The 26,826-nt window shown below is 42.1% G+C and carries 22 protein-coding genes and 1 other RNA gene; 6 read left to right on the top strand and 17 right to left on the bottom strand.

Annotated features, from left to right (window positions below; translation table 11 throughout):
• Positions 1 to 238: 238 nt before the first annotated feature.
• The 7 genes from M1F03_RS06900 to xerD form a co-directional block, all read right to left on the bottom strand.
• Entirely contained in the window at positions 239 to 3,427 is a 3,189-nt protein-coding gene (locus M1F03_RS06900) for a hypothetical protein (protein WP_251463866.1), read from the bottom strand.
• Positions 3,428 to 3,453: 26 nt separating this feature from the next.
• Positions 3,454 to 3,990 carry a hypothetical protein gene (locus M1F03_RS06895; RefSeq protein WP_154625090.1) on the bottom strand — a complete coding sequence of 179 codons (537 nt, stop codon included), beginning with the start codon at positions 3,988 to 3,990 and terminating at the stop codon, positions 3,454 to 3,456.
• Positions 3,991 to 4,619: 629 nt separating this feature from the next.
• A complete protein-coding gene (gene lysS, locus M1F03_RS06890) occupies positions 4,620 to 6,137 on the bottom strand; it encodes a lysine--tRNA ligase (RefSeq protein ID WP_154624309.1) in 1,518 nt (505 codons plus the stop codon).
• Positions 6,138 to 6,144: 7 nt separating this feature from the next.
• Positions 6,145 to 7,246, bottom strand: a protein-coding gene (gene prfB, locus M1F03_RS06885) for a peptide chain release factor 2 (protein ID WP_154624310.1) whose coding sequence is annotated in 2 segments (ribosomal slippage) — positions 6,145 to 7,167 and positions 7,169 to 7,246 — 1,101 coding nt in all. Because the reading frame shifts where the segments join, the coding sequence is not laid out codon by codon here.
• A 137-nt stretch (positions 7,247 to 7,383) separates the two neighbouring features.
• Positions 7,384 to 9,117: a single-stranded-DNA-specific exonuclease RecJ gene (recJ, locus tag M1F03_RS06880; RefSeq protein ID WP_196713356.1), complete on the bottom strand. Its 1,734-nt coding sequence runs from the start codon at positions 9,115 to 9,117 to the stop codon at positions 7,384 to 7,386.
• A 9-nt stretch (positions 9,118 to 9,126) separates the two neighbouring features.
• A complete protein-coding gene (gene dsbC / locus M1F03_RS06875) occupies positions 9,127 to 9,828 on the bottom strand; it encodes a bifunctional protein-disulfide isomerase/oxidoreductase DsbC (RefSeq protein ID WP_154624311.1) in 702 nt (233 codons plus the stop codon).
• Between the two features lie 19 nt (positions 9,829 to 9,847).
• Positions 9,848 to 10,771 carry a site-specific tyrosine recombinase XerD gene (gene xerD, locus M1F03_RS06870; RefSeq protein ID WP_154624329.1) on the bottom strand — a complete coding sequence of 308 codons (924 nt, stop codon included), beginning with the start codon at positions 10,769 to 10,771 and terminating at the stop codon, positions 9,848 to 9,850.
• Positions 10,772 to 10,855: 84 nt separating this feature from the next.
• Here xerD and fldB point away from each other — a divergent pair, with 84 nt between their 5' ends.
• Positions 10,856 to 11,374 (top strand): flavodoxin FldB, encoded by a 519-nt coding sequence (gene fldB / locus M1F03_RS06865; RefSeq protein WP_154624312.1) that lies wholly within the window; start codon positions 10,856 to 10,858, stop codon positions 11,372 to 11,374.
• A gap of 44 nt (positions 11,375 to 11,418) precedes the next feature.
• Here the strand turns inward: fldB and M1F03_RS06860 are convergent, their stop codons facing one another.
• The gene (locus tag M1F03_RS06860; protein WP_163860914.1) at positions 11,419 to 11,829 is read right to left on the bottom strand and encodes a protein YgfX; all 411 of its coding nucleotides are present in this window, start codon (positions 11,827 to 11,829) and stop codon (positions 11,419 to 11,421) included.
• The gene (gene sdhE / locus M1F03_RS06855) at positions 11,810 to 12,076 is read right to left on the bottom strand and encodes an FAD assembly factor SdhE (RefSeq protein ID WP_154624313.1); all 267 of its coding nucleotides are present in this window, start codon (positions 12,074 to 12,076) and stop codon (positions 11,810 to 11,812) included. The genes M1F03_RS06860 and sdhE overlap by 20 nt, the downstream gene beginning before the upstream one ends.
• Positions 12,077 to 12,329: 253 nt before the next feature.
• Here sdhE and ygfZ point away from each other — a divergent pair, with 253 nt between their 5' ends.
• Together ygfZ and M1F03_RS06845 are read left to right on the top strand one after the other, a co-directional pair.
• Entirely contained in the window at positions 12,330 to 13,319 is a 990-nt protein-coding gene (gene ygfZ / locus M1F03_RS06850; RefSeq protein WP_154624314.1) for a tRNA-modifying protein YgfZ, read from the top strand.
• An 11-nt stretch (positions 13,320 to 13,330) separates the two neighbouring features.
• Positions 13,331 to 13,951 (top strand): HD domain-containing protein, encoded by a 621-nt coding sequence (locus M1F03_RS06845; RefSeq protein ID WP_154624315.1) that lies wholly within the window; start codon positions 13,331 to 13,333, stop codon positions 13,949 to 13,951.
• A 96-nt stretch (positions 13,952 to 14,047) separates the two neighbouring features.
• On the opposite strand, the gene gcvP is transcribed toward M1F03_RS06845, so the two are convergent.
• From gcvP to M1F03_RS06810, 7 genes are all read right to left on the bottom strand, one after another.
• On the bottom strand, positions 14,048 to 16,924 hold the full coding sequence (gcvP, locus tag M1F03_RS06840) for an aminomethyl-transferring glycine dehydrogenase (RefSeq protein ID WP_251463864.1): 2,877 nt from the start codon (positions 16,922 to 16,924) through the stop codon (positions 14,048 to 14,050).
• Positions 16,925 to 17,015: 91 nt separating this feature from the next.
• Positions 17,016 to 17,408, bottom strand: a complete 393-nt coding sequence (gcvH, locus tag M1F03_RS06835; RefSeq protein ID WP_154624331.1) for a glycine cleavage system protein GcvH — start codon at positions 17,406 to 17,408, stop codon at positions 17,016 to 17,018.
• Positions 17,409 to 17,462: 54 nt separating this feature from the next.
• Positions 17,463 to 18,557, bottom strand: coding sequence for a glycine cleavage system aminomethyltransferase GcvT (gene gcvT, locus M1F03_RS06830; RefSeq protein ID WP_251463862.1), 1,095 nt, complete (start codon positions 18,555 to 18,557; stop codon positions 17,463 to 17,465).
• Positions 18,558 to 19,061: 504 nt separating this feature from the next.
• A complete protein-coding gene (ubiI, locus tag M1F03_RS06825; RefSeq protein ID WP_251463860.1) occupies positions 19,062 to 20,291 on the bottom strand; it encodes an FAD-dependent 2-octaprenylphenol hydroxylase in 1,230 nt (409 codons plus the stop codon).
• 25 nt (positions 20,292 to 20,316) lie between these two features.
• On the bottom strand, positions 20,317 to 21,495 hold the full coding sequence (ubiH, locus tag M1F03_RS06820) for a 2-octaprenyl-6-methoxyphenyl hydroxylase (protein ID WP_154624319.1): 1,179 nt from the start codon (positions 21,493 to 21,495) through the stop codon (positions 20,317 to 20,319).
• 29 nt (positions 21,496 to 21,524) lie between these two features.
• Complete coding sequence (pepP, locus tag M1F03_RS06815; RefSeq protein ID WP_251463859.1) at positions 21,525 to 22,841, bottom strand: Xaa-Pro aminopeptidase; 1,317 nt, start codon at positions 22,839 to 22,841, stop codon at positions 21,525 to 21,527.
• A 273-nt stretch (positions 22,842 to 23,114) separates the two neighbouring features.
• On the bottom strand, positions 23,115 to 23,690 hold the full coding sequence (locus M1F03_RS06810) for a YecA family protein (protein WP_154624321.1): 576 nt from the start codon (positions 23,688 to 23,690) through the stop codon (positions 23,115 to 23,117).
• Between the two features lie 174 nt (positions 23,691 to 23,864).
• Here M1F03_RS06810 and zapA point away from each other — a divergent pair, with 174 nt between their 5' ends.
• From zapA to M1F03_RS06795, 3 genes are all read left to right on the top strand, one after another.
• Positions 23,865 to 24,194, top strand: coding sequence for a cell division protein ZapA (gene zapA, locus M1F03_RS06805; RefSeq protein ID WP_154624322.1), 330 nt, complete (start codon positions 23,865 to 23,867; stop codon positions 24,192 to 24,194).
• Between the two features lie 111 nt (positions 24,195 to 24,305).
• Positions 24,306 to 24,487, top strand: a non-coding RNA gene (gene ssrS / locus M1F03_RS06800) — 6S RNA.
• A 142-nt stretch (positions 24,488 to 24,629) separates the two neighbouring features.
• Positions 24,630 to 25,220, top strand: a complete 591-nt coding sequence (locus tag M1F03_RS06795; protein WP_251463858.1) for a 5-formyltetrahydrofolate cyclo-ligase — start codon at positions 24,630 to 24,632, stop codon at positions 25,218 to 25,220.
• Positions 25,221 to 25,260: 40 nt separating this feature from the next.
• Here M1F03_RS06795 and serA read toward each other — a convergent pair whose 3' ends face one another.
• Positions 25,261 to 26,511: a phosphoglycerate dehydrogenase gene (gene serA / locus M1F03_RS06790; protein WP_154624324.1), complete on the bottom strand. Its 1,251-nt coding sequence runs from the start codon at positions 26,509 to 26,511 to the stop codon at positions 25,261 to 25,263.
• Positions 26,512 to 26,826: the final 315 nt, after the last annotated feature.

The raw sequence follows: 26,826 nt of genomic DNA, 5'->3' as shown, positions 1-26,826 counted from the left end.
TGCCCTGTCAGTGATAGCAGTGCCCATTCACTGTATACTGACAGAAAGGCACATCTTATGGCCATGTAATGAAACACTGCCTTTCTTATCCCACCAACGCTATTAGTTTAGAGGTGGACAGTCTATTAATTAAACCTTTATATCGCATCGATAATTTGTGAATAATATGTCTATCGATAACGTCATAAAAAAGGCCGTATTACTAATATGTAAACGGCCTTTTTTGATCTGTTATACGTTATTTAACACTAATGATTTTTAAATCGATAATTGACATGGAGTTTGGTGGTATTTGTCCAGGTATACCATCAACCCCATAACCACCTTCCGGTTTGATATAAACCTTAACCATACCCCCTTCACCCGCCTTCTCAATAAATGAGTTCAACGGAACAGGTAACTCATTATAAGGTAATGTGACCGGATTCTTATCCGTATATAACACCGTCACGGTTCCATCGGTAAGCTGTTCACGCATAATAAATGTGATGTTTTTCTTCTTCACATTACTAATTGGCTTACCTTTTTGTAGGATCTTATAATACGTAAAGGCATCAAGTTTGCTATATTTCTGCCTGGTGATTTCTTCAATCATTTTTTGATTGCGTTTTTTATTTTCTTCCGCAATCGCATTGAGTTCTTTCTGTGTGAGTTGTTTTACAGATGGACGAACCGCAGCAGCACCTGTAGACGATGCTTTTGCTTTTAGCTTATCGTTCTCTTCTTGAAGCTGCATCACCTTTTTATTCAGCTCCATAATTTGCGATTTCAGTGCTTCATCTGAAGATAAGAATTTTTGTTGCTTTAACTCAGATTGCAACGTTTTCAACTGTTCTTTCGCGGTTGCTAATTCTTTTTGCAATTGAGCACTATCAGACAGCTGCTTTTTCAATTTCTCTAATTCAGCACGCTGAGCTTGATATTTTGTATCAATCGTTTTCAGCTTTTCAGCGTCTAATTTTAATGCACTGATTTGCTTATTAGCTTCTGCTAATCGTTTGTCAATTTCAACGGCCTGTTTATCTTTTGCAGTAACGTCGCTCTCAAGGCGCTGAATTTTTTGTTCACGCTCTTTAACTTGCTTTTCAATTTCTGCTTTTTGGGTTTGCAGTTGCTGCTGAGCGACTTTCAGTTCCGCTTCTAACGTTTTTTTCTGCTCTACTTGCGCTATTTGAGCAGCTAACATAATTTGCGATTTCGCAACCTGTTGTTCATGCTCTTTTAACTTGGCTTGCAACTGCTGATTTTGTTCCGCTAGCTGCTTCGCTGCTGCCTGCTGCTGTGCCAATGCCTCACGGGTCGCTTGGCTGTCAGCTTCCACTTTCTTCGACGCCTGCTCTTGCTGCTTCAATAACGCCACTTGCTGGTTCAGATCAGCGGTCAACGCTTTAACCTGTTGATCTGACGCTTGTGTCATTAACTGTTTTTGCTTCTCAACCTCTTTTTGCAGCTGTGCAACATCCGCATTAGCTTGCTTCAACTGCGCTTGCGCCGTCGCATAATTCTGTTCTTGTTGCGCTAATTTCGCTTGCAGTTGCTGTTGTGTTTTTTCGTTACTTGCAGACTGCTTCGCCAACGCCTCTTGTTCAGCTTTTTGAGATTGTAGCTGTTGTTGTGCAGCTTTTAGTTCTGCCTCTAACTTCTTCTTCTGTTCAGACTGTGCCATCTGTGCAGTCAACGTGGCTTGCAGTTTTGCTGCCTGTTGCTCATGCTCTTTTAACTTGGCTTGCAACTGCTGATTTTGTTCCGCTAGCTGCTTCGCTGCCGCCTGCTGCTGTGCCAATGCCTCACGGGTCGCTTGGCTGTCAGCTTCCGCTTTCTTCGACGCCTGCTCTTGCTGCTTTAATAGCGCCACTTGCTTGTTCAGATCAGCGGTCAACGCTTTAACCTGTTGATCTGACGCTTGTGTCATTAACTGTTTTTGCTTCTCAATCTCTTTTTGCAGCTGTGCGACATCCGCATTAGCTTGCTTCAACTGCGCTTGCGCCGTCGCATAATTCTGTTCTTGTTGCGCTAATTTCGCTTGCAGCTGTTGCTGTGTTTTTTCGTTGCTTACAGACTGCTTCGCTAACGCTTCTTGTTCTGCTTTACCCGCTTTTAATTGTTGTTGCGCTAATTTTAGCTCAGCCTCAAAAGCTTTAGATGTTTCTTGCTGCTTAGCCAATTCGGCTTGAATATCACTATTTTGTTTTTGAGCTAACTGAAGAGCTGCTTCTTTTTGCTTCAGCAGTTCCTTCTGTTTTTCAAGGGAGGCCGTGACAAGTTTAACTTGTTCATCACTGCTTTTATTTAACCTATCGGCTTGTTCTTTTGCATCAGTTTCTAATTTAGCCAATTGCTCGGTTAATTGTTGAACTTGCTTCTGTGCATTTTCAAATTGTGATTGTGCTCGTACGAGTTCTTTCTCTTTTTCTGCTAACTGCTTTTCAGCGGCTGTTTGCGCTTGAATACTGTTACTTAATTTCTTTTCAAGCGCGTCAATGGCCTGCTGAGCTTGCTGATTATTTAATGTCAGTTGTTCTAAACTATGTTGCTTTTCAGTCAGCGTATTTTTAACCGCGGTGAGTTCATCGGTGAGTAATACAATGGTTTCTTTATCATCTGTTGCATTTAGCTTTTCTCTTAATAAAGCAACCTGATTCTTGTTTTCAGTCAGCTGGTTATTAATGCGCTCTATTTCAAATTGCTTCTCAGCAATTTCATGGCTCAATTCCGCAACACTTTTATTATGTGCGATTAACTTTTCAACTAATTGCCTATCAGTTAAAAGCTGCTTATAAGCAATTAACTGACCAGCACCTTGAGCAGCACCAAACTTAAATAAGTGTGTTGACTGTTGTTGTGCTAATAAGTCAGCGAGCTGTTCTAAATAGTCGGTATTGTCACGTAATACATGGGTTGAGTATTTGGCGGAATAAAGCCCCAACGGATCCAAAACAAGCTGATATTTCGCAAAGTCTTTCGATAAATACTGGGGATGCCATTGCGTTGAATTAAAGAAATAAGGGTAGGAAGACAATAGCAAAGACTGGTGTGCTGAACCAGTTTGTTGTGCTGTTGTGTTTTCAGGTAATGGACATTCAGACAACGGCACCGTTGTTTTTTCTGTTGGTTGTGTAACAACCTTTGTCGTCGTGACTTTTGGCTGAGTTTGTTTCGTTACCGAACCTTGTGCCTTAGGCTGAGTCCGTACAGACGTTTTTCCTTGCCCAACGTTTCTACCCGCCGCAGATTTGGATTTTTCTTTTGGCTCAGGCGCAAGTGGTAAAGATGAAAATGAGTCATAGCCCTGACTTTGAATATTCAGTGGTTTTTCAGGCAATTTTCCTTCCTGCTCTAATTGCAGGTAAGTGTCAAAGTCATCAATGACGTTATTAAAGCTATCCGATTTTGCTAATTGACTAAAAGTAGCCGAAAAAATGGCCAATGATATACAAAGCCTTAGGTTAATTCTCATAATCCACTAATTTTTTCCAATGTTGATTCGGTAGACAAGACTGAGTTATAACGAACTTTGGCACAAAGCACCTTTGTTTTAGCTTCTATTGCCATCTGTAATAATTCGATCGTATCTGGACTCGCTGTTGAGGAGACTTGTTTATAGAGTTGATTTATTTCGCTCACCTCTTTAAACGAACCAACTAAGCGATTGTAATCTGCTGGCGACAGTGTTTTTAAAGCATTAAGCTCTTTAATGCAGGTATTTAAATGTTGAAATGATTCTTGGTCATTTCCAGTGGCATTTAATCCCATCGAACGCTGTTCTGTCGGTTTTTTACTAATAGCCGAGTTTAAAGCAGACTGGGAATCAGCATAGGAATAATCCATATACTGCTGTTTTGTTTCAGAAGAATTAGAAGCAGATGCGGTTGAGGTTATCGCTTCCTTTTTCTCTGTATTATCCGTGTGATAGCCCAAAGAACAGCCAGAGAGCATCGTCGTCCCAACTAAAAGCAGAGATGCAACAATAAATTTATCTTTTAAAAACATATGGTTACCTTACCAGCACTTTTTCTTCGCTATTATAATGAGATCCAAGAAACCTAGTGTAAGCTAAAATTTATCTATTTTCTATAATCCCCAATCTAGAAATAGATTCATCTCATAAATTTTGGTTAATTATTTTAATCTTAGCATTAAATCAGAACTAACCACACTCTTTTTAATGTGACAATAAACTAAAGAACACTTAATTTGAGTTTTATAAATAATCACGACAACAAATTATCATCTTACAAACCGAGTGGTAACTTTTATTTGGTAAATGATCAGTTATCTCAAGCGAGTCGCTATAGGAAATTGATTTTTCGAATAAAGTAAAATATTTCAATTGAGAAATATTTTCTAACAAAAAAATAAATTGACAGCGTTACATGATTGGCATTGGCTTAAATAAATTACACTTAATATGTTATCAATATAATTGATATTGATTATGTGTTTTTACCTACTTGGGAATAATAGATAATCTATATCTATTACCATACAAATATATCACTCAATCAGTTTCACTTAAGTTACGATTTTATCGTGTTAGACGGTCTTCTTTTATGAATTAAATAGTTTGGGATGAGATAAAATTATGCCCAGAAATATCTGGGCATAATGATGGTATCAAATTAAGCTTTAGATGGGCGTAATGCAGGGAATAAAATAACATCACGAATAGTATGGCTGTCGGTAAACAACATCACCATACGGTCAATACCAATGCCTAACCCAGCAGTTGGTGGTAAACCATGTTCTAATGCCGTCACATAGTCTTCATCATAGAACATTGCTTCATCATCGCCTTCATCTTTATGACGAACTTGTTCAGCAAAACGTTCCGCTTGGTCTTCTGCATCATTCAACTCAGAGAAACCATTACCGATTTCACGGCCACCAATAAAGAATTCAAAACGATCCGTAATAAACGGATTGTCATCATTACGACGTGCCAAAGGCGAAACTTCCGCTGGGTATTCAATGATAAACGTTGGCTGGATCAAATGACTTTCAGCAACTTCTTCGAAAATTTCACACTGAACACGTCCTAATCCCCAACTCTTTTCAATCTTAATACCAAGAGATTGTGCAATCGCAACCGCTTTATCCATGTCATCCAAATCGGCAACATTGGTTTCAGGACGATACTTGCAAATGGCTTCTTTCATTGTCAATTTGGCAAATGGTTTGCCAAAATCGAACTCTTGATCACCATATTTCACCACGGTGTTACCAAGTACTTTTTGCGCTAGCGTACGGAATAATTCCTCGGTCAAGTCGATCAAGTCGCGATAGTCCGCATATGCCATATAGAGTTCCATCATAGTGAACTCAGGGTTATGACGTGGTGATAAACCTTCATTACGGAAGTTACGGTTGATTTCAAACACACGCTCGAAGCCACCAACAACCAAACGCTTTAGATATAGCTCAGGCGCAATACGCAAGTACATGTCAATATCAAGTGCATTATGGTGGGTAATAAATGGACGAGCAGAAGCACCACCAGGAATGACCTGCATCATTGGTGTTTCAACTTCCATAAAGCCTTTGCCTACCATAAAATTGCGTAATTCGGCCAAGATTTTAGAACGAACCATGAAGGTATGGCGTGATTCATCATTAGCAATTAGGTCAAGGTAACGTTGACGATAACGAGTTTCCTGATCGGCTAGACCGTGGAACTTGTCTGGTAACGGACGTAATGCTTTGGTTAACAAACGCACTTCGTGGCAGTGAACGGTTAATTCACCTGTTTTGGTTTTAAATAAGCGACCTTTTGCACCTAAAATATCGCCTAAATCCCATTTCTTAAATTGTTCGTTATAAACGCCTTCCGCTAAATCATCGCGAGAAACATAAATTTGAATACGACCACCCACATCTTGCAGTGTCGCAAATGATGCTTTCCCCATAATACGGCGCGTCATCATACGGCCCGCAATGGCAACTTCGATGTTTAAATCTTCGAGTTCTTCTGCGGATTTTTCATCGTACTGTGCGTGGATCTTATCCGACGTGATATCACGACGGAAATCATTTGGGAATGGAACCCCTTTTTCACGTAAAGTGACCAGTTTTTCTCTACGTGTTTTTAATTCGTTATTCAAATCGGGGGCTTGTTCTGCGCCCTGTTGTTGCTGAGACATTTTTTCCTCACAGGCCAGCTTTCAAGCTAGCTTCAATGAATTTATCCAAATCACCATCCAGTACGGCTTGCGTATTTCGCGTTTCCACACCAGTACGTAAATCTTTAATACGTGCATCATCAAGGACATAAGAACGAATTTGGCTTCCCCAACCAATATCCGATTTATTCTCTTCCATCGCTTGTTTGTCAGCATTCTTTTTCTGCATTTCCAGTTCGTACAGCTTCGCTTTCAACTGGCGCATAGCTTGATCTTTGTTTTTATGTTGCGAGCGGTCATTTTGACACTGGGTCACAATATTGGTCGGTATGTGGGTAATACGTACCGCTGATTCTGTTTTGTTGACGTGCTGCCCACCCGCACCAGACGCACGGTACACATCAATGCGTAAATCAGCTGGGTTAATTTCGATATCAATATCGTCATCAACTTCTGGGTAAATAAATGCTGAACTAAATGAAGTATGACGACGCCCACCAGAGTCAAAGGGACTTTTACGAACTAAGCGATGAACACCGGACTCGGTTTTAAGCCATCCGTACGCGTAATCCCCAATGACTTTAATTGTTGCGGATTTTAAACCGGCAACGTCACCGTCTGACTCTTCAATAATTTCTGTTTTGAAACCTTTCGATTCAGCCCAACGGAGATACATACGCATCAGCATACTTGCCCAATCTTGCGCTTCCGTACCACCAGAGCCGGCTTGTAGATCGATATAGCAATCGGCACTGTCATATTCACCAGAGAACATCCGGCGAAACTCAAGTTGTTCTAATTTGCCCTGTAGCTGATTTAGCTCTTCACCCGCTTCATTAAAGGTATCTTCATCATCGGCTTCAATTGCCAGTTCAAGTAAACCTTCTACATCTTCAAGGCCTTGAGTCAGCTGATCGATAGTATCGACGATAGCTTCAAGCGATGAGCGCTCTTTACCTAACGCCTGTGCTCTTTCAGGCTCATTCCAAACATCAGGTTGTTCAAGCTCTGCGTTAACTTCTTCTAAGCGTTCTTTCTTGGCATCATAGTCAAAGATACCCCCTAAGAACCGCTGTGCGCTCAGACAAGTCCTGAATCTTACTTTTTACTGGGTTTATTTCAAACGTCATTTTTCAATGTCTTATGTTTGGTCGTTATAAATAGAATGAATTCTTTAGAAACCGTCAATTATAACGAAATTTCCGCAAAGTTTATAGCACCATGAAAATCAATATTGCAATAAACACGCTCGGCTAAGGTAAACGCATTATTCGGGCCAAATATGTTCAATCATTAATTGCACACTCTTTTGCCCTCGAAACTCATTCACATCAAGTTTAAACGCTATCTTAGCGCGTTTGACACTATGGTCAGGCCACCGCCGTACATCGATATTAAACATAATGGCATCGAGCATCGGCCCACCACTGACAGGTTCTAACATCAATTTAAGATGACGCTCACCGACGATTCGTTGTTGTAAAAGTTGAAAGTGCCCATCAAACACAGGCTCGGGGAATGCTTGCCCCCACGGGCCACTTTCACGTAACAACTCTGCTGTTTCTAGCGTGTACTCATTCTGTTTCAATTCACCATCACTCCAGACCACACCGGCTAATTGTTCAGGATGAATGAGCTCCCCCATCAATAACTCAAAATGGTGCTTAAATAATTCAAATTTAGTTTCCTCAAGGCTTAGCCCGGCAGCCATCGCATGTCCACCAAATTTTTGCATAAGTCCAGGCTGTAAGGTATTTAAACGCTCTAATGCATCGCGCATATGCACACCGGGCACTGAGCGTCCAGAACCTTTGAGAGTGCCATCTCCTGCGGGCGCAAAAGCAATGACGGGACGATGGTATTGTTCTTTAATTCTTGAAGCCAAAATACCCACCACACCTTGATGCCATTCGGGGTGATAAATCGCCAGACCATTCGGTAGCTGGCTGTCTCCATACTCAATTTTATTAAATAAAACAGAGGCCTCTTGCTGCATACCCACTTCAATTTCGCGTCGAGCTTGGTTCAAACCATCCAGTTCGTTAGCCAGTTCTCTCGCATAAGCCATATCATCAGTCAGTAATAATTCAATACTGACTGACATATCATCCAAACGCCCTGCCGCATTCAATCGAGGACCTAACGCAAAACCAAAGTCATTGGCGACTAGGCGAGAACATTCTCGCTTTGAGACCTCAATAAGCGCTTTAATGCCCGCACAGCAGCGCCCTGCTCTTACTCGGTTTAATCCTTGATGCACTAAAATACGGTTATTTGTATCAAGAGGCACCACATCGGCAACCGTTCCAAGCGCAACTAAGTCTAAATATTCGGCTAAATTAGGTTCTTTTAGGCCTTGCTTAACAAACCAGCCTTCTTGTCGTAATTTCGCTCGTAATGCTGACATCAGATAAAATGTGACCCCGACTCCCGCTAAGGATTTAGAGGCAAACTGGCAGTTTTCTAAATTAGGATTAATGATCGCATCTGCCTTGGGTAACGTTTCTCCAGGTAAATGGTGGTCGGTAACTATCACTTTAATATCAAGTTGATGGGCAAATTCGACCCCTTCATGTGAGGAGATACCATTATCAACGGTAATGATAAGGTCGGCCCCTCGATGATGGGCTTCCTCCACGACTAAAGGGGTTAATCCATAACCATTTTCAAATCGATTTGGCACAATGTAATTTAGGTTTACATACCCCATCGCTTTCAAGGCGCGAATCGCGAGTGCGGTACTCGTTGCACCATCAGCATCGAAATCACCAACAATCGTGATAACGCGATGGTTTTCGAGTGCGTCATACAGCAGTGATAGCGCATGATCGATACCTGATAATGCACGGTAATCCAATAAGTTAGCCGCTTTACGTTCTAATTGAGCAATATCAGTAATGCCTCTATGGGCATAAACTCGCTGAAGGATCTCAGGAAAACCGTCCAACGTTTTCATGTCATCCGCGAGTGTTCGCCGTTGTAAAAAAGTTTCTACATTCACGATAGTTAACTATTTTTGTTCGAGTATTTTTAAAAGATCATCAGGGGCTAAATAACCTGAAAGCAGCTGGCCATCAGGTAAAACAATCGCTGGTGTACCTGTCATTTTAAACTGGCTACCGAGTTTCATATGTTTACTGAGATCAATTTTACAATCATCAATGATCGCCACTTCATCGCCCTTAAATGCTTTAGTTAACGCATTCTGAGGCAATGCATTACACCAAATTGATGCCATCTGTTTTGCTGACTCATGATTTAAACCTTGTCGAGGATATGCGAGGTAGCGTACTGTCACGCCTTTATCATTGAGTTCACCCACAGACTCATGAAGTTTTTTACAGTAACCACAGGTGATATCGGTAAATACCGTCACGACATACTTCTCTTTCGGTGCCTTAAATACAATCATTTCATCTTTTAATGCATCAGCCTTTTTCAGCAACGGCTGATTCGAAATATTGACTGGCACTTTGCCGCTTAAATCATAAATCGGTCCTTGCACCAGATATTTACCATCATCAGTGACATAAATAATGCCATCTGAGGTATCGATTGTGTTTAACCCCACGATTGGCGATGGCTTAATTGATTCCACAGATATGTTATACCTTGCCAGTTTTTCTTCGATAACCTTATCGTCAGTTGCAGCAGGTATCGATGTGGAAAATGTCGCAATGCAAGCTGCCCATAATAATAATTTACGTTTCATAATTATCCTTTTACGCACACTACCCCCGTGGGTGGTGTTGCTCATGTAACACGCGCAAACGTTCTGTTGCGACATGTGTATAAATTTGTGTAGTAGAGAGATCACTATGTCCTAACAACATTTGCACAACGCGTAAATCTGCGCCGTGATTCAATAAATGGGTCGCAAATGCATGACGTAGAACGTGGGGTGATAAGGCTTCAGAATCTATATTCGCAATCACAGCATAATGCTTAATACGGTGCCAAAATGTCTGGCGCGTCATTTGAGTGCCACGTTTACTTGGAAATAGCACATCGCTAGCCTTGCCGTTCAGTAATTCAGGTCTACCTTCTTGAATATATTTTTCCACCCAATAAATAGCTTCTTCTCCCAATGGGATCAACCGTTCTTTATCGCCCTTCCCGACGACGCGAATAACACCTTGCCGCAAACTCATATCAGAGAATGTTAACCCGACCAGCTCAGAAACACGTAACCCACAGGCATACAGGACTTCAAGCATTGCCTTATCACGAAGCTCCAGTGAATCTTCAATTGCTGGGGCATTCAGCAAATCTTCAACTTGTTGTTCGCTTAAATCTTTTGGCAAGCGCTGCGGTATTTTAGGTGCTGCAATCACCGCTGAAGGGTCATCGTTCCGTATTTTTTCACGGCATAAATATTGAAATAACCGACGAATCGCGCTCAGCAAACGCGCTGAACTTGCTGCTTTATAACCACTATCAATACGTTCAGCCAGAAAAGTTTGCAAATCTATCGATTGAACATTTTCTAAATGCAATTGGTTCGCGTCTAACCATTTATCGAGTGATTGCAAATCTAAACGATAAGATGCTAAGGTATTTTCAGCGAGATCCTGTTCCAACCAAATTGTATCAAGAAACTGCTCAATTAATGGATTAAGTTGTTTTATTTCCACGCTACCTGTGTTCCCCTTCATCATTACCACACAATCGAGTCTGCCCGAATAGCATTCATTCTGTTACAATACCTCTCTACTGCAATGAAAACTAGTTACATTAACATGAAAATAGGTCTCTTTTACGGTTCTAGTACTTGTTATACCGAAATCGTCGCTGAAAAAATACGCGATATCCTCGGCGACGATTTAGTGACATTACATAACGTCAACGACACACCTCCTGAATTAATGGAACAGTATGACACCTTAATTTTGGGGATCCCTACGTGGGATTTTGGTGAAATACAAGAAGACTGGCTAGCCATTTGGGATGCACTTCCCAAACTTGATTTGAACAACAAGATTGTTGCCATGTATGGGATGGGCGACCAAATTGACTATAGTGAATGGTTTCTCGATGCACTCGGTATGCTTTACCACCAGCTAAAACCAACAGGGGTTAAATTTATCGGTTTCTGGCCACTCGATGGTTATGAATTCGAAAGTCCTAAACCATTGACTGAAGATGGAACACAATTTGTTGGTTTAGCGTTAGATGACGTTAACCAATTTGAAGAAACCGATGAGCGTATTGCCAAATGGTGTATGCAAATTTTAACCGAGCTGGAACAATTATTGTAACTATCTAATAGTTATATTTTCTATTACTGCAATATTATCTAAGATTAAATATCTGGATATTGCAGTAATAGTTGATTTAAATTACGCCAGCTTTCTTCAGATAACGCATCCTTTGCTATCCATAAGCGGATTTTTTGTTGCTTACCTTGTAGTGCACTTAGCGTCAATAATATACCAACACGACTACACCACGGCTGCTTAATAATATTCCACTCGTTTTTTTTCCATTGCACCTTGTTGCCATTCACGAGCACTGCGGTGCCTTTAATTTTACTGATACTTTTTTGGCTTTTAGCCCAACTTGCAATCACAATGGCAAGTAAAGGTAACCAGACCATGGAATTACCTGGCGCCCACGGTGCTACCAATAAAATAAAACCTACCAGCCCGTGTGCACAGGTTGAAAAAAGTTGTGTCTTCCATGAAATGGAAAGATTAGATTTCCACAGGACCACGATTTTTATTTCTTTCCTGAATCAATTTAACCATACCAAACAACTCTTCATCATCTGGACGCCCGTGATTCATTAACCAGTTAAATAGGTCTGGATCAGCGCACTCAAGTAAACGGACGAAAGTCTGTTTGTCCTTATCGGAAAGGCTATCATACTCATACTCAAAGAATGGCATGATGGAAATATCCAATTCACGCATACCACGGCGGCAAGCCCAATGAATTCTTGCTTTGTTCTCTATATCCATTCCGTTACGACCTTACTTTGTTACATTTAACTGATAAGATTGATTATTTTCAACACTCTAACAGATAATCGATTAGGAAAACATGACCTATAGTACAATGTCGCTAATTTCCATGCCTCATGGCGCTTTTATCTAAGAATGATAATTAAAAATATTGAATAATTGATGGTGCATCATAATAACTACTTGCAATGTTATCCAGCTCTTTTACCATTAACCACCTTCTGATCAGAAAGAAAAAACAGGTGAAATCATGACTACTGAAGTTGCTCACTCTCAACAATTCCCCCTCGATTCTCAGTCTTTACCACTTATATTGATTTCACTGGAAAACTGGGGGCTGATTCACTCACATGGCCTTGATGCTGAAAAATACCTTCAAGGGCAAGTGACGGCCGACGTGGCCGCATTGACACCTTCTCAACATACCTTAACCGCCCATTGTGACCCAAAAGGTAAAATGTGGAGTAATTTACGTCTATTCCACCATCTTGATGGCTTTTCTTATATCGTAAGAAACAGCCTCATCGAGAGCCAGTTAGCGGAACTGAAAAAATACGCGGTTTTCTCAAAAGTGACCTTTGAACAAAAAAATGATTTGAAGCTACTTGGTATTGCCGGAGAAGGCGCTAAAGAGGCACTCGCTCGTGTGTTCAGTACCCTCCCCGATGCTGAAAATCAAGTTGTCGTTGATGGAGACTCTACGATCCTTCACTTTGCACTCCCCAAAGAGCGTTTTCTCGTTATTACTGGCAATGATTCTGCCGAGAAAATATCGAATGCACTCAATGCTCCTATGGTAGGCGATGACCAATGGCTTTCTTTAGACATTGAAGCGGGGTATGCAATTATCGATCAAGCAAATAGCGCGCAACACCTGCCACAAGCTACCAACCTACAAGCACTGCCTTTCGGAATTAGCTTTAAAAAAGGGTGTTATACCGGACAAGAAATGGTCGCTCGTGCGAAATTCCGCGGTGCAAACAAACGCGCGATGTATTGGCTAAAAGGCAACTCAACCTCCGTACCTGCGATTGGTGAAGGCGTTGAATGGCAACTTGGTGACAAGTGGCGTCGTACAGGCACAGTGCTTGCCGCAGTCAAATTAGCAAATGGTGACGTCAACATTCAGGTCATTATGAATAATGACATGGAAGCAGACAGTGTCTTTCGTGTTATTGGCGATGAAAACAGTCACCTGACTATCCAGCCACTCCCATACTCTTTGGAAGAAGAACAATAATTGAGGTTTTTATGTCATCAGTAACAGGTAATAAGCCAGTAGACGTGTTAAATTTTGGCGATTTTACCGAAGTGATCCAATTCTTAATGGAATTGGATAAGCTAAAAAGTGTTTATCGCAAAAACAAGTTGCTCAACAATGAAAGACAAGAAAACACAGCGGAACATAGTTGGCAATTCGCGATGGCAGCGATGAGCTTTGCCCCTTATGTGAAAGGGGTGAATGTTGATCATGCCATCAAATTAGCCTTGGTTCATGATGTGGTTGAAATCGATGCTGGTGATGTACTGGTGTATGATGTTGCCGCACGAGAAGCAATCCGCGAACAAGAGGTAAAAGCGGCTGTTCGTATTTTCGGCCTGCTTCCCTCTCCGCAAAATGAACAATTTTTAGCCTTGTGGAATGAATATGATGCGGCTGAAACGTTAGATGCTAAGTTTGCCAACGTCATTGATAGAACCATTCCAATGCTTTTAAATTTACATAACCAAGGGCAGAGCTGGGTTGAAAATAATATTCGTCTTGAGCAAGTTATCGCTCGAAATGAGTTTATTGAAGAGGTTTTCCCTGAGTTTTGGGAGCAGTTGTTACCACAATTAAAAATTGCTCAACAAAAAGGCTGGTTATTGTAAGCCTCTCTTAAAATAACAAGACCCCCAATCATTGATTATTCAACGATTGGGGGTCATTTCTAATAGACTACTCGCTTGTTACTGCCAGCAGACTGACTAAATATAATCTTCAATCGGCACACACGAACAGTGCAGATGACGATCGCCATACACATCATCCAAACGTTTCACGGCAGGCCAATATTTGTTAGCTTTGGTTGCTGAAGTCGGGAACACCGCCAACTCTCGACTATAAGCATGTTCCCATTGCTCAACAAGCTCTGTTTGAACATGTGGAGCGTTCACCAAAGGGTTATCCTCTAGGGTCCACTCACCATTAGCGACTTTGTCAATCTCATTACGAATCGATAACATTGCTTCGATAAAACGGTCAATCTCAACAAGGCTTTCAGACTCCGTTGGCTCAATCATCAAGGTTCCCGCAACAGGGAATGACATCGTTGGCGCATGGAATCCATAATCGATCAGACGTTTTGCGATGTCTAATTCACTGATCCCTGTATCCTTCTTAATCGGGCGCAAATCAACGATACATTCATGCGCGACATAACCATCGCGACCGGTATACAGGATGTCATAGCGACCTTGTAAGCGTTTAGCTATATAGTTTGCATTTAAAATAGCGACCTGACTCGCTCTTCTCAAACCGTAGGAGCCCATCATGCGGATGTACATCCAGCTGATAGGTAGGATAGAAGCACTGCCAAATGGTGCTGCTGAAACGGCGCCTTGTTCCGTAACCATCTCGTGCTCAACCACGGAATGCCCCGGTACAAATGGCGCTAAATGTTTTTTCACACCGATGGGTCCCATGCCCGGTCCACCACCACCATGAGGAATACAGAACGTTTTGTGTAAATTCAGGTGGGAAACATCGGCACCAATATAGCCCGGTGTTGTCAGACCAACTTGAGCGTTCATGTTGGCACCATCAAGGTACACTTGCCCACCAAACTGATGAACGATTTCACAAACCTCTTTAATACTCTCTTCGTATACCCCATGCGTTGACGGATAGGTCACCATCACACAAGAAAGATCACCACGATGTTTTTCCGCTTGTTGACGTAAATCTGTCAGGTCAATATTGCCTTCGTCGTCACACCGCACCACCACGACTTCCATACCCGCCATATGTGCCGATGCAGGGTTGGTACCATGCGCTGAGGCAGGGATCAAACAAATGTGACGATGACCTTCATTTCGACTTTCATGATAGCGTCGGATAGCCAATAGCCCCGCATACTCACCTTGTGCGCCGGAGTTAGGCTGCATACAAACCGCATCATACCCTGTCAACTGAACAAGCCAATGCGATAGCTGTTCGATCATTTGATGGTAACCTTGCGCTTGTTCTGGTGGGCAGAAAGGATGCATTTCACCAAATTCAGGCCAAGTGATGGGTAACATCTCAGCCGCCGCATTCAGTTTCATGGTGCAAGAACCTAATGGGATCATCGCCTGATTCAGCGCTAAATCTTTACGCTCTAAGCTATGCATATAGCGCATCATTTCCGTTTCACTGTGATAGCGATTGAAATTTGGATGTGACAAAATCACATCATTTCGTTGCATTGCAGGGCTAATCGCACGCTCAGCAGATGAAACCTGCTTATCCAGTTTTTCGAAATCTAACTTTTGCTCACTACCCGTGATAATAGTGAATAACTCATTCAAATCTTGTCGCGTGGTTGTTTCATTAAAGGTAACACCTACAGCGCCATGAATATCACTACGCAAGTTAACTTTCGCTTTTTCTGCACGTGCGAGAACAGCTGCTTTATCTGCAACTTCGATAGATAAGGTATCAAACCAGCTGTGATGGCGTAACGTAACCCCCGCATCCTCTAACGCTTTAGCAAAAATAGACGTAAAACGATGAATACGTTCTGCAATCAATTTTAACCCTTGTGGGCCATGGTACACCGCATACATAGCCGCGATGTTTGCTAACAGAACTTGAGAGGTACAAATATTTGAGTTCGCCTTCTCACGACGAATATGCTGTTCACGAGTTTGCATCGCCATACGTAATGCCGTGTTACCCGCCGCATCACGAGATACCCCAATAATACGACCGGGCATGGCACGTTTATATTCATCACGACAAGCAAAGAACGCAGCATGTGGGCCACCATAGCCCATAGGCACACCAAAACGTTGCGCCGAGCCAAATACGATATCGGCCCCCTGTTTTCCAGGAGCCGTTAACACTACCAGAGCCATCATTTCAGCCGCGACACAGCTAATAATCTTACGCGCTTTTAATTTAGCCAACAGATCGCTGTAATCATGTACCTCACCTGTCGACCCAACTTGCTGTAATAAAGCGCCAAAAACACCCTCGTGCTCAAGCACTTTTTCTGCTTTATCAACAATCAATTCAAAACCAAATGTGTTCGCTCGAGTACGGACTACATCTAATGTTTGAGGGTGAATATCATCTGCGACAAAAAAACGTTCAGCTTCTTTCAGTTTACTGATCCGTTTTGCCATTGCCATTGCTTCTGCGGCCGCTGTCGCTTCATCTAAGAGGGAAGCGGACGCTAGCTCTAAGCCAGTTAGATCAATGGTTAATTGTTGGAAGTTTAACAAGGATTCTAAACGACCTTGAGAAACTTCAGGTTGATAAGGGGTATACGCTGTATACCAACCCGGATTTTCCAGTAAGTTACGTAAAATCACAGGCGGTAAAATGGCTGGGGCATACCCCATGCCAATATAATTTTTATAACGTTTATTCAGGCTTGCAATCGCTTTCAACTCGGCAAGTGCTTCTTGTTCCGTCGCACCACTGCCTACTCTGGGCGGTTCAGCTAATAAAATCGCTTTCGGGACAATATCGTCCGTTAATGCATCAAGGGATGTGGCCCCCACAGTGTCCAACATGGTTTTTACTTGTTGTTCTGAAGGACCGATGTGGCGTTGAATAAATTCCGAACGGTTTTCTAATTGACTCAGAGACATCGTCATATCTATGTTCCCATTCCTAATATCTGCAACAACAGGGTTGGTATAAAAGCAAAACGCCCCGTAATACAGTCATTACGGGGCGTTAGTTGTGTTATTCGTCTTCTTCGAGTAACGCAGAATAAGCATCTGCATCTAACAAATCAGCTAATTCTGACTCATCAGAGATTTTTATACGGAAGATCCAACCTTCTTGGTAAGGCTGTTCATTGACTAACTCAGGAGAGTCACCGAGAGCTTCGTTAACTTCAATGATTTCTCCACTTAGTGGAACATAAATATCCGATGCCGCCTTAACAGATTCTACAACCGCACATTCACTACCAATATCCACCGAGCTTCCCACTTCAGGTAGATCGACAAACACCATATCACCTAATAATTCTTGTGCATGCTCAGTAATACCTACGGTGTATACACCATCACCTTCATGACGGACCCACTCATGTTCACGGGTATATTTCAGCTCAGCAGGAACATTACTCATCATCAACCTCACTCTTATTTACAAATTTTTTAGATAGATAGGATTTAACTCGTCTTAAACAAGCGCCTTTCCTTCCCGAACAAATCCCGGTTTTACCACCTCAACTGGCATTTCTCGGTTACGTATTTCAACAATAGCTTTATCTTGTATTTCTTTTGGTACACGCGCCAAAGCAATACTAAAACCGAGCGTTGGCGAAAAAGAGCCGCTAGTAATGACGCCTTCTTGTAATTTGCCTAGATCGTCAGTAAAACGTACCGTTTGACCCGCCCGTAATATGCCTTTTTCACGCATTACGATACCAACTAGTTTTTCTGTGCCTTGTTCTTTCAACTTCGCTAATGCTTCACGCCCAATAAACTGGCGCTCTTCAGGTTTCCAAGCAATCGTCCACCCCATATTGGCGGCCAGCGGTGAAATGCTTTCATCCATATCTTGGCCATATAAGTTCATACCGGCCTCAAGACGTAGCGTATCACGAGCCCCTAATCCTGCTGGATGCACACCGGCTTTAACTAGCTGACGCCAAAAATCAATCACTTGCTCTTTCGGTAAAGCGATTTCATACCCTTTTTCGCCCGTATAACCGGTTGTCGCAATGAACAAATCATCAACTTGAATACCATAGAAAGGTTTCATGTCAGCAAGTTGTGCGCATTGCGCTTGAGTCAGCAGAGAGTGAACTTTTTGTTGTGCTGTAGGGCCTTGAACGGCTAATAGCGCAAGATCATCACGAACGTGAATAGAAACGGCATATGATTTAACATGCTCTTCAATCCATGCAATATCTTTATCACGGGTTGCAGAGTTGACGACAAGACGATAAAAGTCATCATCAAGATAATAAACGATCAGGTCATCAATCACGCCACCAGAGGCATTTAGCATGCCGGTATAGAGTGCTTTTCCCTTATCAGTCAGCTTGGCAATGTCATTTGCCAAAAGATAGCGAAGGAAATCACGGCAACCTTCACCATGTAAATCAACAATAGTCATGTGGGAGACATCAAACATCCCAGCCTCGGTTCTCACTAAATTATGTTCATTGATTTGTGAACCGTAGTGCAGTGGCATCATCCAACCATGAAAGTCCACCATTTTCGCACCGCAAGCAATATGTTCATCATATAGCGGGGTCTGCTTTGCCATGAATACCCTCTTTACATTTGAATAAGATAGGGTGAGCGTTACGCTTTTTTATGCAGAGAAAAGACCTATGACTCCACAACCAATAACGCTACGCAAACGATAACATCTTATTAAAAACTACCACTGTTTTTAGTAAGAAACCATTAAAAAAAATAGGGCTACCGATACTCTGTATTACTGATTACAAGGGATATAATCCAGCTAAATTTGTTAAAAAATTGAGAATGATCACTCAATACCACCATATTTGGTGTAAAAGAGTAGACTTAATCAACGTGTGTTCACAGAAGTTAGCGAAAAATCAATCTTAGCACTCAGTCATAAAATTAGTAAAACTAATCCGAAAACTGATTGTAATTAGAATTTCTCAGTCATTGACAATTAAATTAATGGTGACATTAAAAACCGTAAGGCAGGGTGAGCCATCACATAAAGATGGGTATTTTTAAGCTATCAGGAAGGAAAGATTGGTGGAAAATATGGCCACCAATCTATAGAAAGGGATTATTCCACGGAATCAATTTGAATTTTTTGTAGCCACTCAGGCATATCAAATAAGCCCATAGCATGGTTAAGAAGTTGGGGTTTAACACCAGGTAAACTATCCGCGAGCACTAAGCCTAAATCGCGGAATAATTTTTTAGCGGGGTTATTGCCATCAAACAATTCACGGAACCCTTGCATGCCCGCTAACATCAACGCTGCACTATGCTTACGATGACGTTCGAAAGTACGCAAATAAAAATATTGTCCAAAATCTTTGCCTTCACGATGTAATCGTTTGATTTCACCGAGTAACATCGCCACATCCATAAAGCCTAAATTAACGCCCTGTCCAGCCAGTGGGTGGATGGTGTGTGCGGCATCTCCGAGAAGCGCTAAACGTTGCGCGGCAAATTGACGTGCATACCGTCCTGTTAGCGGAATAGTCAATCTATCGCTTTCTAAATGACACAACCCTAAGCGGGTATCAAACGCCACGGCCAATTCTTTTTCAAAACTGGCTTTATCAAGCTGCTGACGTCTAGCCGCTTCTGTTGCAGGTTGAGACCACACAATAGAACAGAGATGAGGGTCAGTTAAAGGAAGGAATGCAAGTATCCCTTTACCATCAAAAGCTTGACGTGCTATGGCCTCATGAGGTTGTTCCGTACGAATAGTCGCCACTAACGCCGTGTGCTCATAATCCCAAAACGTCAATGGAATATCTGCATGCCCACGCAACCAAGAGTTCGCACCATCGGCTCCAACAATCAACCTTGCTGTAAGCATTGCGTCATCAGAGAGTGTAATAAACACATCATTTTCCCCCCAAACCACCTTTTGAATCGTTGCGGGAGCGAATAAAGTGATATCTCGGGATGACGAGGCCTTTTGCCAGAGCGCATCTCGGATAACATGATTTTCAATAATATGCCCTAAATGGGAAAGATTTTGCTCTTTAGCAGAAAACTGGATACGGCCAAAACTATCGTTATCCCAGACCTCCATACCTTTGTAGGCCGATGCTCTCATCGATTTAATCGTTGGCCAAACAGCTAAATAGCTTAATAACTTTTCACTTGCTGCGTTAATAGCAGAAACCCTAAGGGTATATGGTTCATTCTCAGAAAACGGCTGTTTTGCTGGCTGAGGTTCAATAACAGCAACACGTAATCCTGTTCCTTCTAAACCACAAGCCAATGCTAACCCAACCATACCACCACCGGCGATAACCACATCAAACGATTGCATATTTTTATTCCTCTTAGTTTTGTGGTTATTGTTCCGCAACCCAGCCAAGTGTTTGACGAGCTAAAACATCACGTACTGACGGTAACATTTCCATTGCCATTAAACCTAAATTACGTCCAACCACTAACGGTAAACAACGATTTGCAAACACGCGCACTAAACCATCAGTCATTGTCACGGTTCGTTCTCTATCAATAGCTCGCGCTTGCTGATAGGTATTCAAAAGTGCATAAGCACCGATATCCTGCCCTTGTTGATGGGCGGCCACCACCGACTCAGCCAACTGCATGACATCACGGATCCCCAGATTAAAACCTTGACCTGCGATAGGGTGTAATGTTTGAGCCGCATTTCCCACCAAAACGGTGCGATGACTAATCGGATTTAACGCTTTTCGAAGTGATAACGGATAACAAAAACGGGTACCAACCTGAATGATTTTACCCAGACGCCATCCAAAAGCTTGTTGCAGCTTAGACATGAAGGTTTCATCATCCCACGTTTTGATAAGTTCCGCTTGCGCTTGTTGATGACACCATACTAAGGAGCTGCGTCCATGCGACATGGGTAATAACGCGAGTGGGCCAAATTCAGTAAAACGCTCAAACGCTTGCCCTTGTGGGTCAATTGATGTTTTAACATTCGCAATAATCGCCACTTGACCATAGTCATCCTGCTGCCACTGTACATGGCATGCTTGACCGACGGCTGAATGACTCCCATCCGCGGCCACTAAAAGAGCCCCTGAAAGGGTTTCACCGCTATCTAAGGTTACTGTAACGCTATCGTTGTGCCGTTGAATGTTTTCAACTTTTGCGGGGCAATACAACGAAACGCCCGCTGCTTTATGCAATAAATCAAATAACCGTGCACCGGCGTCATGTAACTCAATCACACTCCCTAATTCTGGAATATGGTAATCCTGTGCATGGATATTAACGAAACCAGCATGGCCTCTATCGGAAACATGAACATGAGTTATTGGTGTGACACAGTCAACGAATGAATCCCAAATACCAATTTTAGATAACCGCTGACATGTTCCATGAGCAAGTGCAATCGCCCTAGCATCAAACCCTGGGTGCTTTCCTTCTGGTAAGGCGGCCTCTACCAGCGAAACTGATAACCGTCCTTGGCTTAATGAAGAAATAGCCAGAGCCAAGGTTGCCCCTGCCATTCCACCACCAACAATAATCACGTTCATGTTGTATTTATTACCTTATTACAGCTTCTTTAAGCATTGTTAGCTGCGGCCATTAATGCTTCTATTTCATCAGGGTCCTTCACCACTAAATCGGTCAAGTTTTCATTACCCGTTTCGGTAATCACAATGTCGTCTTCAATACGAATACCAATACCGCGATATTCTGGTGGTACATCTGCTTCAGGTGCAATATACAGTCCAGGTTCAACCGTCAATACCATTCCAGGTTCTAGAATGCGATCACGGTCAACGCCATAGAATCCAACATCATGAACATCTAACCCCAGCCAGTGGCTTAAACCATGCATAAAGAATGGGAAGTGTGCTTTGTTTTCGATCAATTGATCGACATCGCCATGTAAAATACCCAGCTCCACTAAGCCTTCCACTTTAATTTGAATGATTTTTTGTGTCACTTCATGAATGCTGGTACCAGGGCGATACAATTCTAACGCGGTATTTAATGCTTTAAGAACGATATTGTAAATCGCTCGTTGTGGTTCAGTAAACTTACCATTTACAGGGAATGTACGGGTGATATCGCCTGCATAGCCATCAAACTCGGCCCCCGCATCAATTAACACCATTTCCCCATCTTTCATTTCACATTCATTTTCGGTGTAATGCAAAATACACGCATTTTCGCCACTACCAACAATCGAATTATACGATGGAAAACGTGCACCATGACGCGTAAATTCATACTCCAGCTCGCCACAGAGTTGATATTCATACATGCCCGGCCGACACGTTTTCATTGCACGAATGTGCGCTAATGCGGATATCTCACCAGCCTTACGCATCACGGCAATTTCAGCTTCTGATTTAAATAGACGCATTTCATGTACCAAAGGACGCCAATCAATGATTGTCTGTGGAGCTCGTAAGTTACGACGCCCCCCTTTGCGTAAAATATCGAGCGCGCCGAAAACTAACTTATCGGCATATTCAAATTCGCCTTGTGCATGATAAATGACATCAAGACCATTTAATAATTGATACAGTTGCTCTTCAATTTCATCAAAAGGCAGTGCTTTACTGATCCCTAATTTTTCCGGCGCAGCCTCTTGCCCTAACCGACGACCAAACCAAATTTCTGCGGTCAGGTCGCGAACACGGTTAAAGAGAACGGTGTGGCTGTGTTTTTCATCACTTTTAATTAACAGTAAAACGGCTTCAGGCTCACTAAACCCCGTCAAATAAAGAAAATCACTGTGCTGGCGATACGGGTATTCACAATCCGCGTTGCGTTGAGCGACGGGCGCTGAAAAAATAATAGCGGCACTTGCTGGCTCCATCTGAGCCAATAATGCGTTACGACGAGAAATAAATTCCTGTTTATTCATACCGTTTCTGCCTTATTATCTAGACTGTTGAGTTGAACGTTATACCTTTCTATTTTAAGCATATAGACTCGCCATTCTTCAAGTTGCCTCAGTACTGACACCATACAACGCTTTGAATGACGATGACTTCGCAAACATCCTAAGCTTCTTTCGAGTGTCACCTAGCAACAAGAAATTAGAGTACAACGGCAAGCGCTTAATCTGTATCTGTTTTGCCTTGCAAAGCGCGATTTAGCTCAAATAAGCAAATAGACTTAACAAAGCCAGACAGTATTAATGAAGAATAGGTTTATTATTCGCCGCTGTTTGCACTTTTTTGCCTTCGGTGAAAGAGATATAGCAAAGCTGTACAGCGACTCTGACATACTCCACCACCTCTTCCAACGCCTGTTCAAGCTCTTCTTGGTCTTCATCTTCATCGTAACCAAGCATGCCGATATTACGTAAATCAGTGATCACTTCACTGACTTCTTTTTTATCCGCTAATTTAGGTTGCGCCACACCAATTCCTAGTAAGAAATGATTAACCCAACCCGCTAAAGCATCCGCATGATCAAATACAGACGCATTGTCATCAGGAAAAAGCATAGAAAAAGCAAATTCGCTTTCATCTAACACTTGAAAAGTCGTATCGTAGAGTTCACGTAGCGGTTGAGCAACCGCTTGAGGGAAGGCTAAACCGTCATTAGCCAAATCATGGACTAATGTCTGCCAGCCGCCATCGCGGCTACCACCGCAAATCAGCCCAGTAATTAAGCCATGAATTTCTGCGGCGGTAAGTGCGATAGAATATTGTTGGAGAAGATTGTCCAACGTTTCATAGTTTGGTAAAGATTTTTGTATAGACATCTGAATTCGTCATGTTAGCTAATCATTCATGATATGCTACCATCAAGGATGGTCGCTGTACCAGTAAGCTTTTGAACTGTATTTTGAATAAAGCAACCAATACTAGTGAAATAACATCTATTACTTTACGCCGAGCATTGTATTTGCGGCGAGTCCTATTCGTATGGAGGTATCATGTCCGCACAACCTGTTGACATTCAAATATTTGGGCGCTCAATGAGAGTCAACTGCCCTGTCGAACAAAAAGAAGCCCTGATTGCATCAGCCCAAGAACTTGAGCAACGCCTTCAAGATCTTAAAGATAGAAGTGGGGTCACCAACACAGAACAGCTTATTTTTATCGTTGCATTGAACGTGTGTCACGAATTAACACAAGAAAAGACAAAAACGCGTGATTATGCATATAATATGGAAGAGAAAATAAAAATGCTGCAACAAACCATTGAGCAAGCATTACATGATCAGGTGAAAATTACTGAGAGGCAGGTTATGCCTATCGGCTAAATTTGCTTAATAATCATACATTAGTATAAAAAAATAAACAAAAATGGGGTTGCTTTTTCAATCCAAACTCATACAATGAAGTACATAGAGTAACGATATGTACTCAAACAAATTTCTCTGAGATGCTCGTCAGTGGGTAAGTCCCCTGAGCCGATATTTCAAAAAAATAGAATGTGGTTATTGCGCTGGTGAGCACGCCTGATTCGCTCAGGAAGCCTAAAGGTTGCTAAACTGCGTTCACCTTGAACCAAGGGTTCAAGGGTTACAGCCTACAACGGCATCTTGGAGACCCTCATTTTTCTGTGACACTTCCCCCTGAGTTTACGTCTAGTACTACCATCTCGCACTCATTACGCTATACTTCCAACGCTTACTCACAAATTTATCAACCCTTTAATAATAATAGCGTTAATAGCCTCTGAGGTTGCGGATCTTATGGAAGATAAGTTATCAGTCATGCGTCAACAAATTCGCCAATCCGTTCGTCAATTACGCCGACAGTTGACTCCAGAGCAACAACAACTGGCCGCGAAAAACATCGTACAGCAGACTTTATCTCACCCTAAAATTGCTCAAGCGCAGCACATTGCTTTGTTTCTTTCTTTCGATGGTGAGATCCATACCCAGCCCTTAATCGATGCACTCTGGCAACAGGATAAAAAAGTCTACCTGCCTGTATTACACCCCTTTAGCCGTCATCATCTGCTGTTTTTAAACTATGCGCCAACGACGCAATTAATCAAAAATAGATTTAACATCGATGAGCCACCACTCGATGTCACTCAAGTGCTACCTATCAATCAGTTAGATATCATGATGATCCCATTAGTTGCCTTTGATGAACAAGGCCAACGTTTAGGCATGGGGGGTGGCTTTTATGATAGAACCTTAGCTAACTGGCAACAGAAAGGCTTTTACCCCATTGGTTTGGCACACAATTGCCAGCGCGTTCCCTTGCTCCCTGTGGCACATTGGGATATCCCGCTACCTGAAATTATTACGCCCCAAAAAATATGGCACTGGTGATCCAGTGCCATCATGTGTATTCAATCTCGTTGGTTAACGATTAATATAATAATCGTGCACGGATCGTTCCCGGCAATTGTTTCAATTTAACCAAGATATCGTCAGCGTGGTCAGGTTGTTGAGTGATAATATCAATAACAACGTAACCTACGTTTCCTGAAGTACGTAAATACTGACCAACAACGTTGATATTATTTTCAGTAAATACTTGGTTAATGCTATTCATCATACCAGGACGGTTTTCGTGAATATGCAGTAAACGGTTAGTATCTTCTGTATGAACTGGCAGAGAAACTTCAGGGAAGTTCACCGCAGAAAGCGTCGAACCATTGTCTGAATATTTCGCTAATTTACTTGCGACTTCTAGCCCAATATTTTCTTGCGCTTCTTCCGTTGAACCACCGATATGTGGAGTCAAAATCACATTATCAAATTTGATTAGCTCACTAATGAAGGGATCATTCGGATCATTATTAGCAGCAGGCTCAGTTGGGAAGACATCGACAGCGGCACCCGATAAATGTTTACTCTCAAGGGCATCGGCTAAAGCAGGAATATCAACGACTGTTCCGCGTGAAGCGTTAATGAAAATAGCCCCTGGCTTCATCAATTCAAACTGCTCTTTTGCAAACATATTCTTGGTGCTCGCTGTTTCAGGCACATGCAAGCTGACCACATCACTCATGTTCAATAGCTCAGCCATTGAGCGCACCTGTGTCGCGTTACCAAGAGGCAGTTTATTTTCGATATCATAAAAATAAACATCCATACCAATGCCTTCAGCCAATATACCTAGCTGAGTACCGATATGACCATAACCCACAATCCCTAGACGCTTACCGCGCGCTTCAAAACAACCTTTAGCTTGTTTTTCCCAAATACCGCGGTGCGCTTTCATGTTCGCTTCAGGTATGCGACGTAACAATAACAGTAATTGACCAAGCACCATCTCAGCGACAGAACGGGTATTTGAGAACGGTGCATTAAAAACTGGGATACCGCGTTTAGCCGCAGCATCTAAATCCACTTGGTTTGTACCGATACAAAAACAACCAACAGCAACCAATTTTTCAGCTGCTGCAAAAATGTCTTCAGTCAGATGAGTACGGGAACGAATACCAACAAAACGCGCATCTTTAATTGCTTCTTTTAATTCTTCGTCCGACAACGCACTTTTGTGATATTCAATGTTGGTATAACCTGCTGCTTTTAAATTATCAACCGCGCTTTGGTGAACCCCTTCCAATAGTAAAAATTTAATTTTGTCTTTTTCCAAAGATACTTTGACCATTTACCCTACCCTATCATGCTTAAGATTTGTAACAGATGAACTGACCGTGTACCAACATAGCAAAAAACGGCACAGTATCAATACAATCGTTTGCCTAGTCCCTCTCACTAAACGCGATGAAAAAGAAGTAATATGGTAGAAAATCAGGGTGAGTAACACAAAATAAGGATTTTGCCTGCACTATAAGCATTAGTGTGAGATATATCACCAAAATAATCATAAATAAAAATTAGTGAAATTTTTTACGGGTCAGTGATACCGCTAAAATAGATAACAAAAATCCATGCCACATAAAAAAATAAGCCAACCACATAA

Origin of the sequence: Providencia sp. PROV080 (assembly GCF_033688105.1) — a bacterium.
Taxonomy (GTDB): Bacteria; Pseudomonadota; Gammaproteobacteria; order Enterobacterales; family Enterobacteriaceae; genus Providencia; species Providencia zhejiangensis.
Note: the sequence above shows the minus strand (reverse complement) of the source record. Positions and strands in the feature narration are given on the sequence as shown.

Coding starts and splice junctions, on each gene's coding strand:
- M1F03_RS06895 (WP_154625090.1), bottom strand. CDS start 3,990: ATGTTTTTAAAAGATAAATTTATTGTTGCATCTCTGCTTTTAGTTGGG.
- lysS (WP_154624309.1), bottom strand. CDS start 6,137: ATGTCTCAGCAACAACAGGGCGCAGAACAAGCCCCCGATTTGAATAAC.
- dsbC (WP_154624311.1), bottom strand. CDS start 9,828: ATGAAACGTAAATTATTATTATGGGCAGCTTGCATTGCGACATTTTCC.
- xerD (WP_154624329.1), bottom strand. CDS start 10,771: ATGAAGGGGAACACAGGTAGCGTGGAAATAAAACAACTTAATCCATTA.
- fldB (WP_154624312.1), top strand. CDS start 10,856: ATGAAAATAGGTCTCTTTTACGGTTCTAGTACTTGTTATACCGAAATC.
- sdhE (WP_154624313.1), bottom strand. CDS start 12,076: ATGGATATAGAGAACAAAGCAAGAATTCATTGGGCTTGCCGCCGTGGT.
- ygfZ (WP_154624314.1), top strand. CDS start 12,330: ATGACTACTGAAGTTGCTCACTCTCAACAATTCCCCCTCGATTCTCAG.
- M1F03_RS06845 (WP_154624315.1), top strand. CDS start 13,331: ATGTCATCAGTAACAGGTAATAAGCCAGTAGACGTGTTAAATTTTGGC.
- gcvP (WP_251463864.1), bottom strand. CDS start 16,924: ATGACGATGTCTCTGAGTCAATTAGAAAACCGTTCGGAATTTATTCAA.
- gcvH (WP_154624331.1), bottom strand. CDS start 17,408: ATGAGTAATGTTCCTGCTGAGCTGAAATATACCCGTGAACATGAGTGG.
- gcvT (WP_251463862.1), bottom strand. CDS start 18,557: ATGGCAAAGCAGACCCCGCTATATGATGAACATATTGCTTGCGGTGCG.
- ubiI (WP_251463860.1), bottom strand. CDS start 20,291: ATGCAATCGTTTGATGTGGTTATCGCCGGTGGTGGTATGGTTGGGTTA.
- ubiH (WP_154624319.1), bottom strand. CDS start 21,495: ATGAACGTGATTATTGTTGGTGGTGGAATGGCAGGGGCAACCTTGGCT.
- pepP (WP_251463859.1), bottom strand. CDS start 22,841: ATGAATAAACAGGAATTTATTTCTCGTCGTAACGCATTATTGGCTCAG.
- M1F03_RS06810 (WP_154624321.1), bottom strand. CDS start 23,690: ATGTCTATACAAAAATCTTTACCAAACTATGAAACGTTGGACAATCTT.
- zapA (WP_154624322.1), top strand. CDS start 23,865: ATGTCCGCACAACCTGTTGACATTCAAATATTTGGGCGCTCAATGAGA.
- M1F03_RS06795 (WP_251463858.1), top strand. CDS start 24,630: ATGGAAGATAAGTTATCAGTCATGCGTCAACAAATTCGCCAATCCGTT.
- serA (WP_154624324.1), bottom strand. CDS start 26,511: ATGGTCAAAGTATCTTTGGAAAAAGACAAAATTAAATTTTTACTATTG.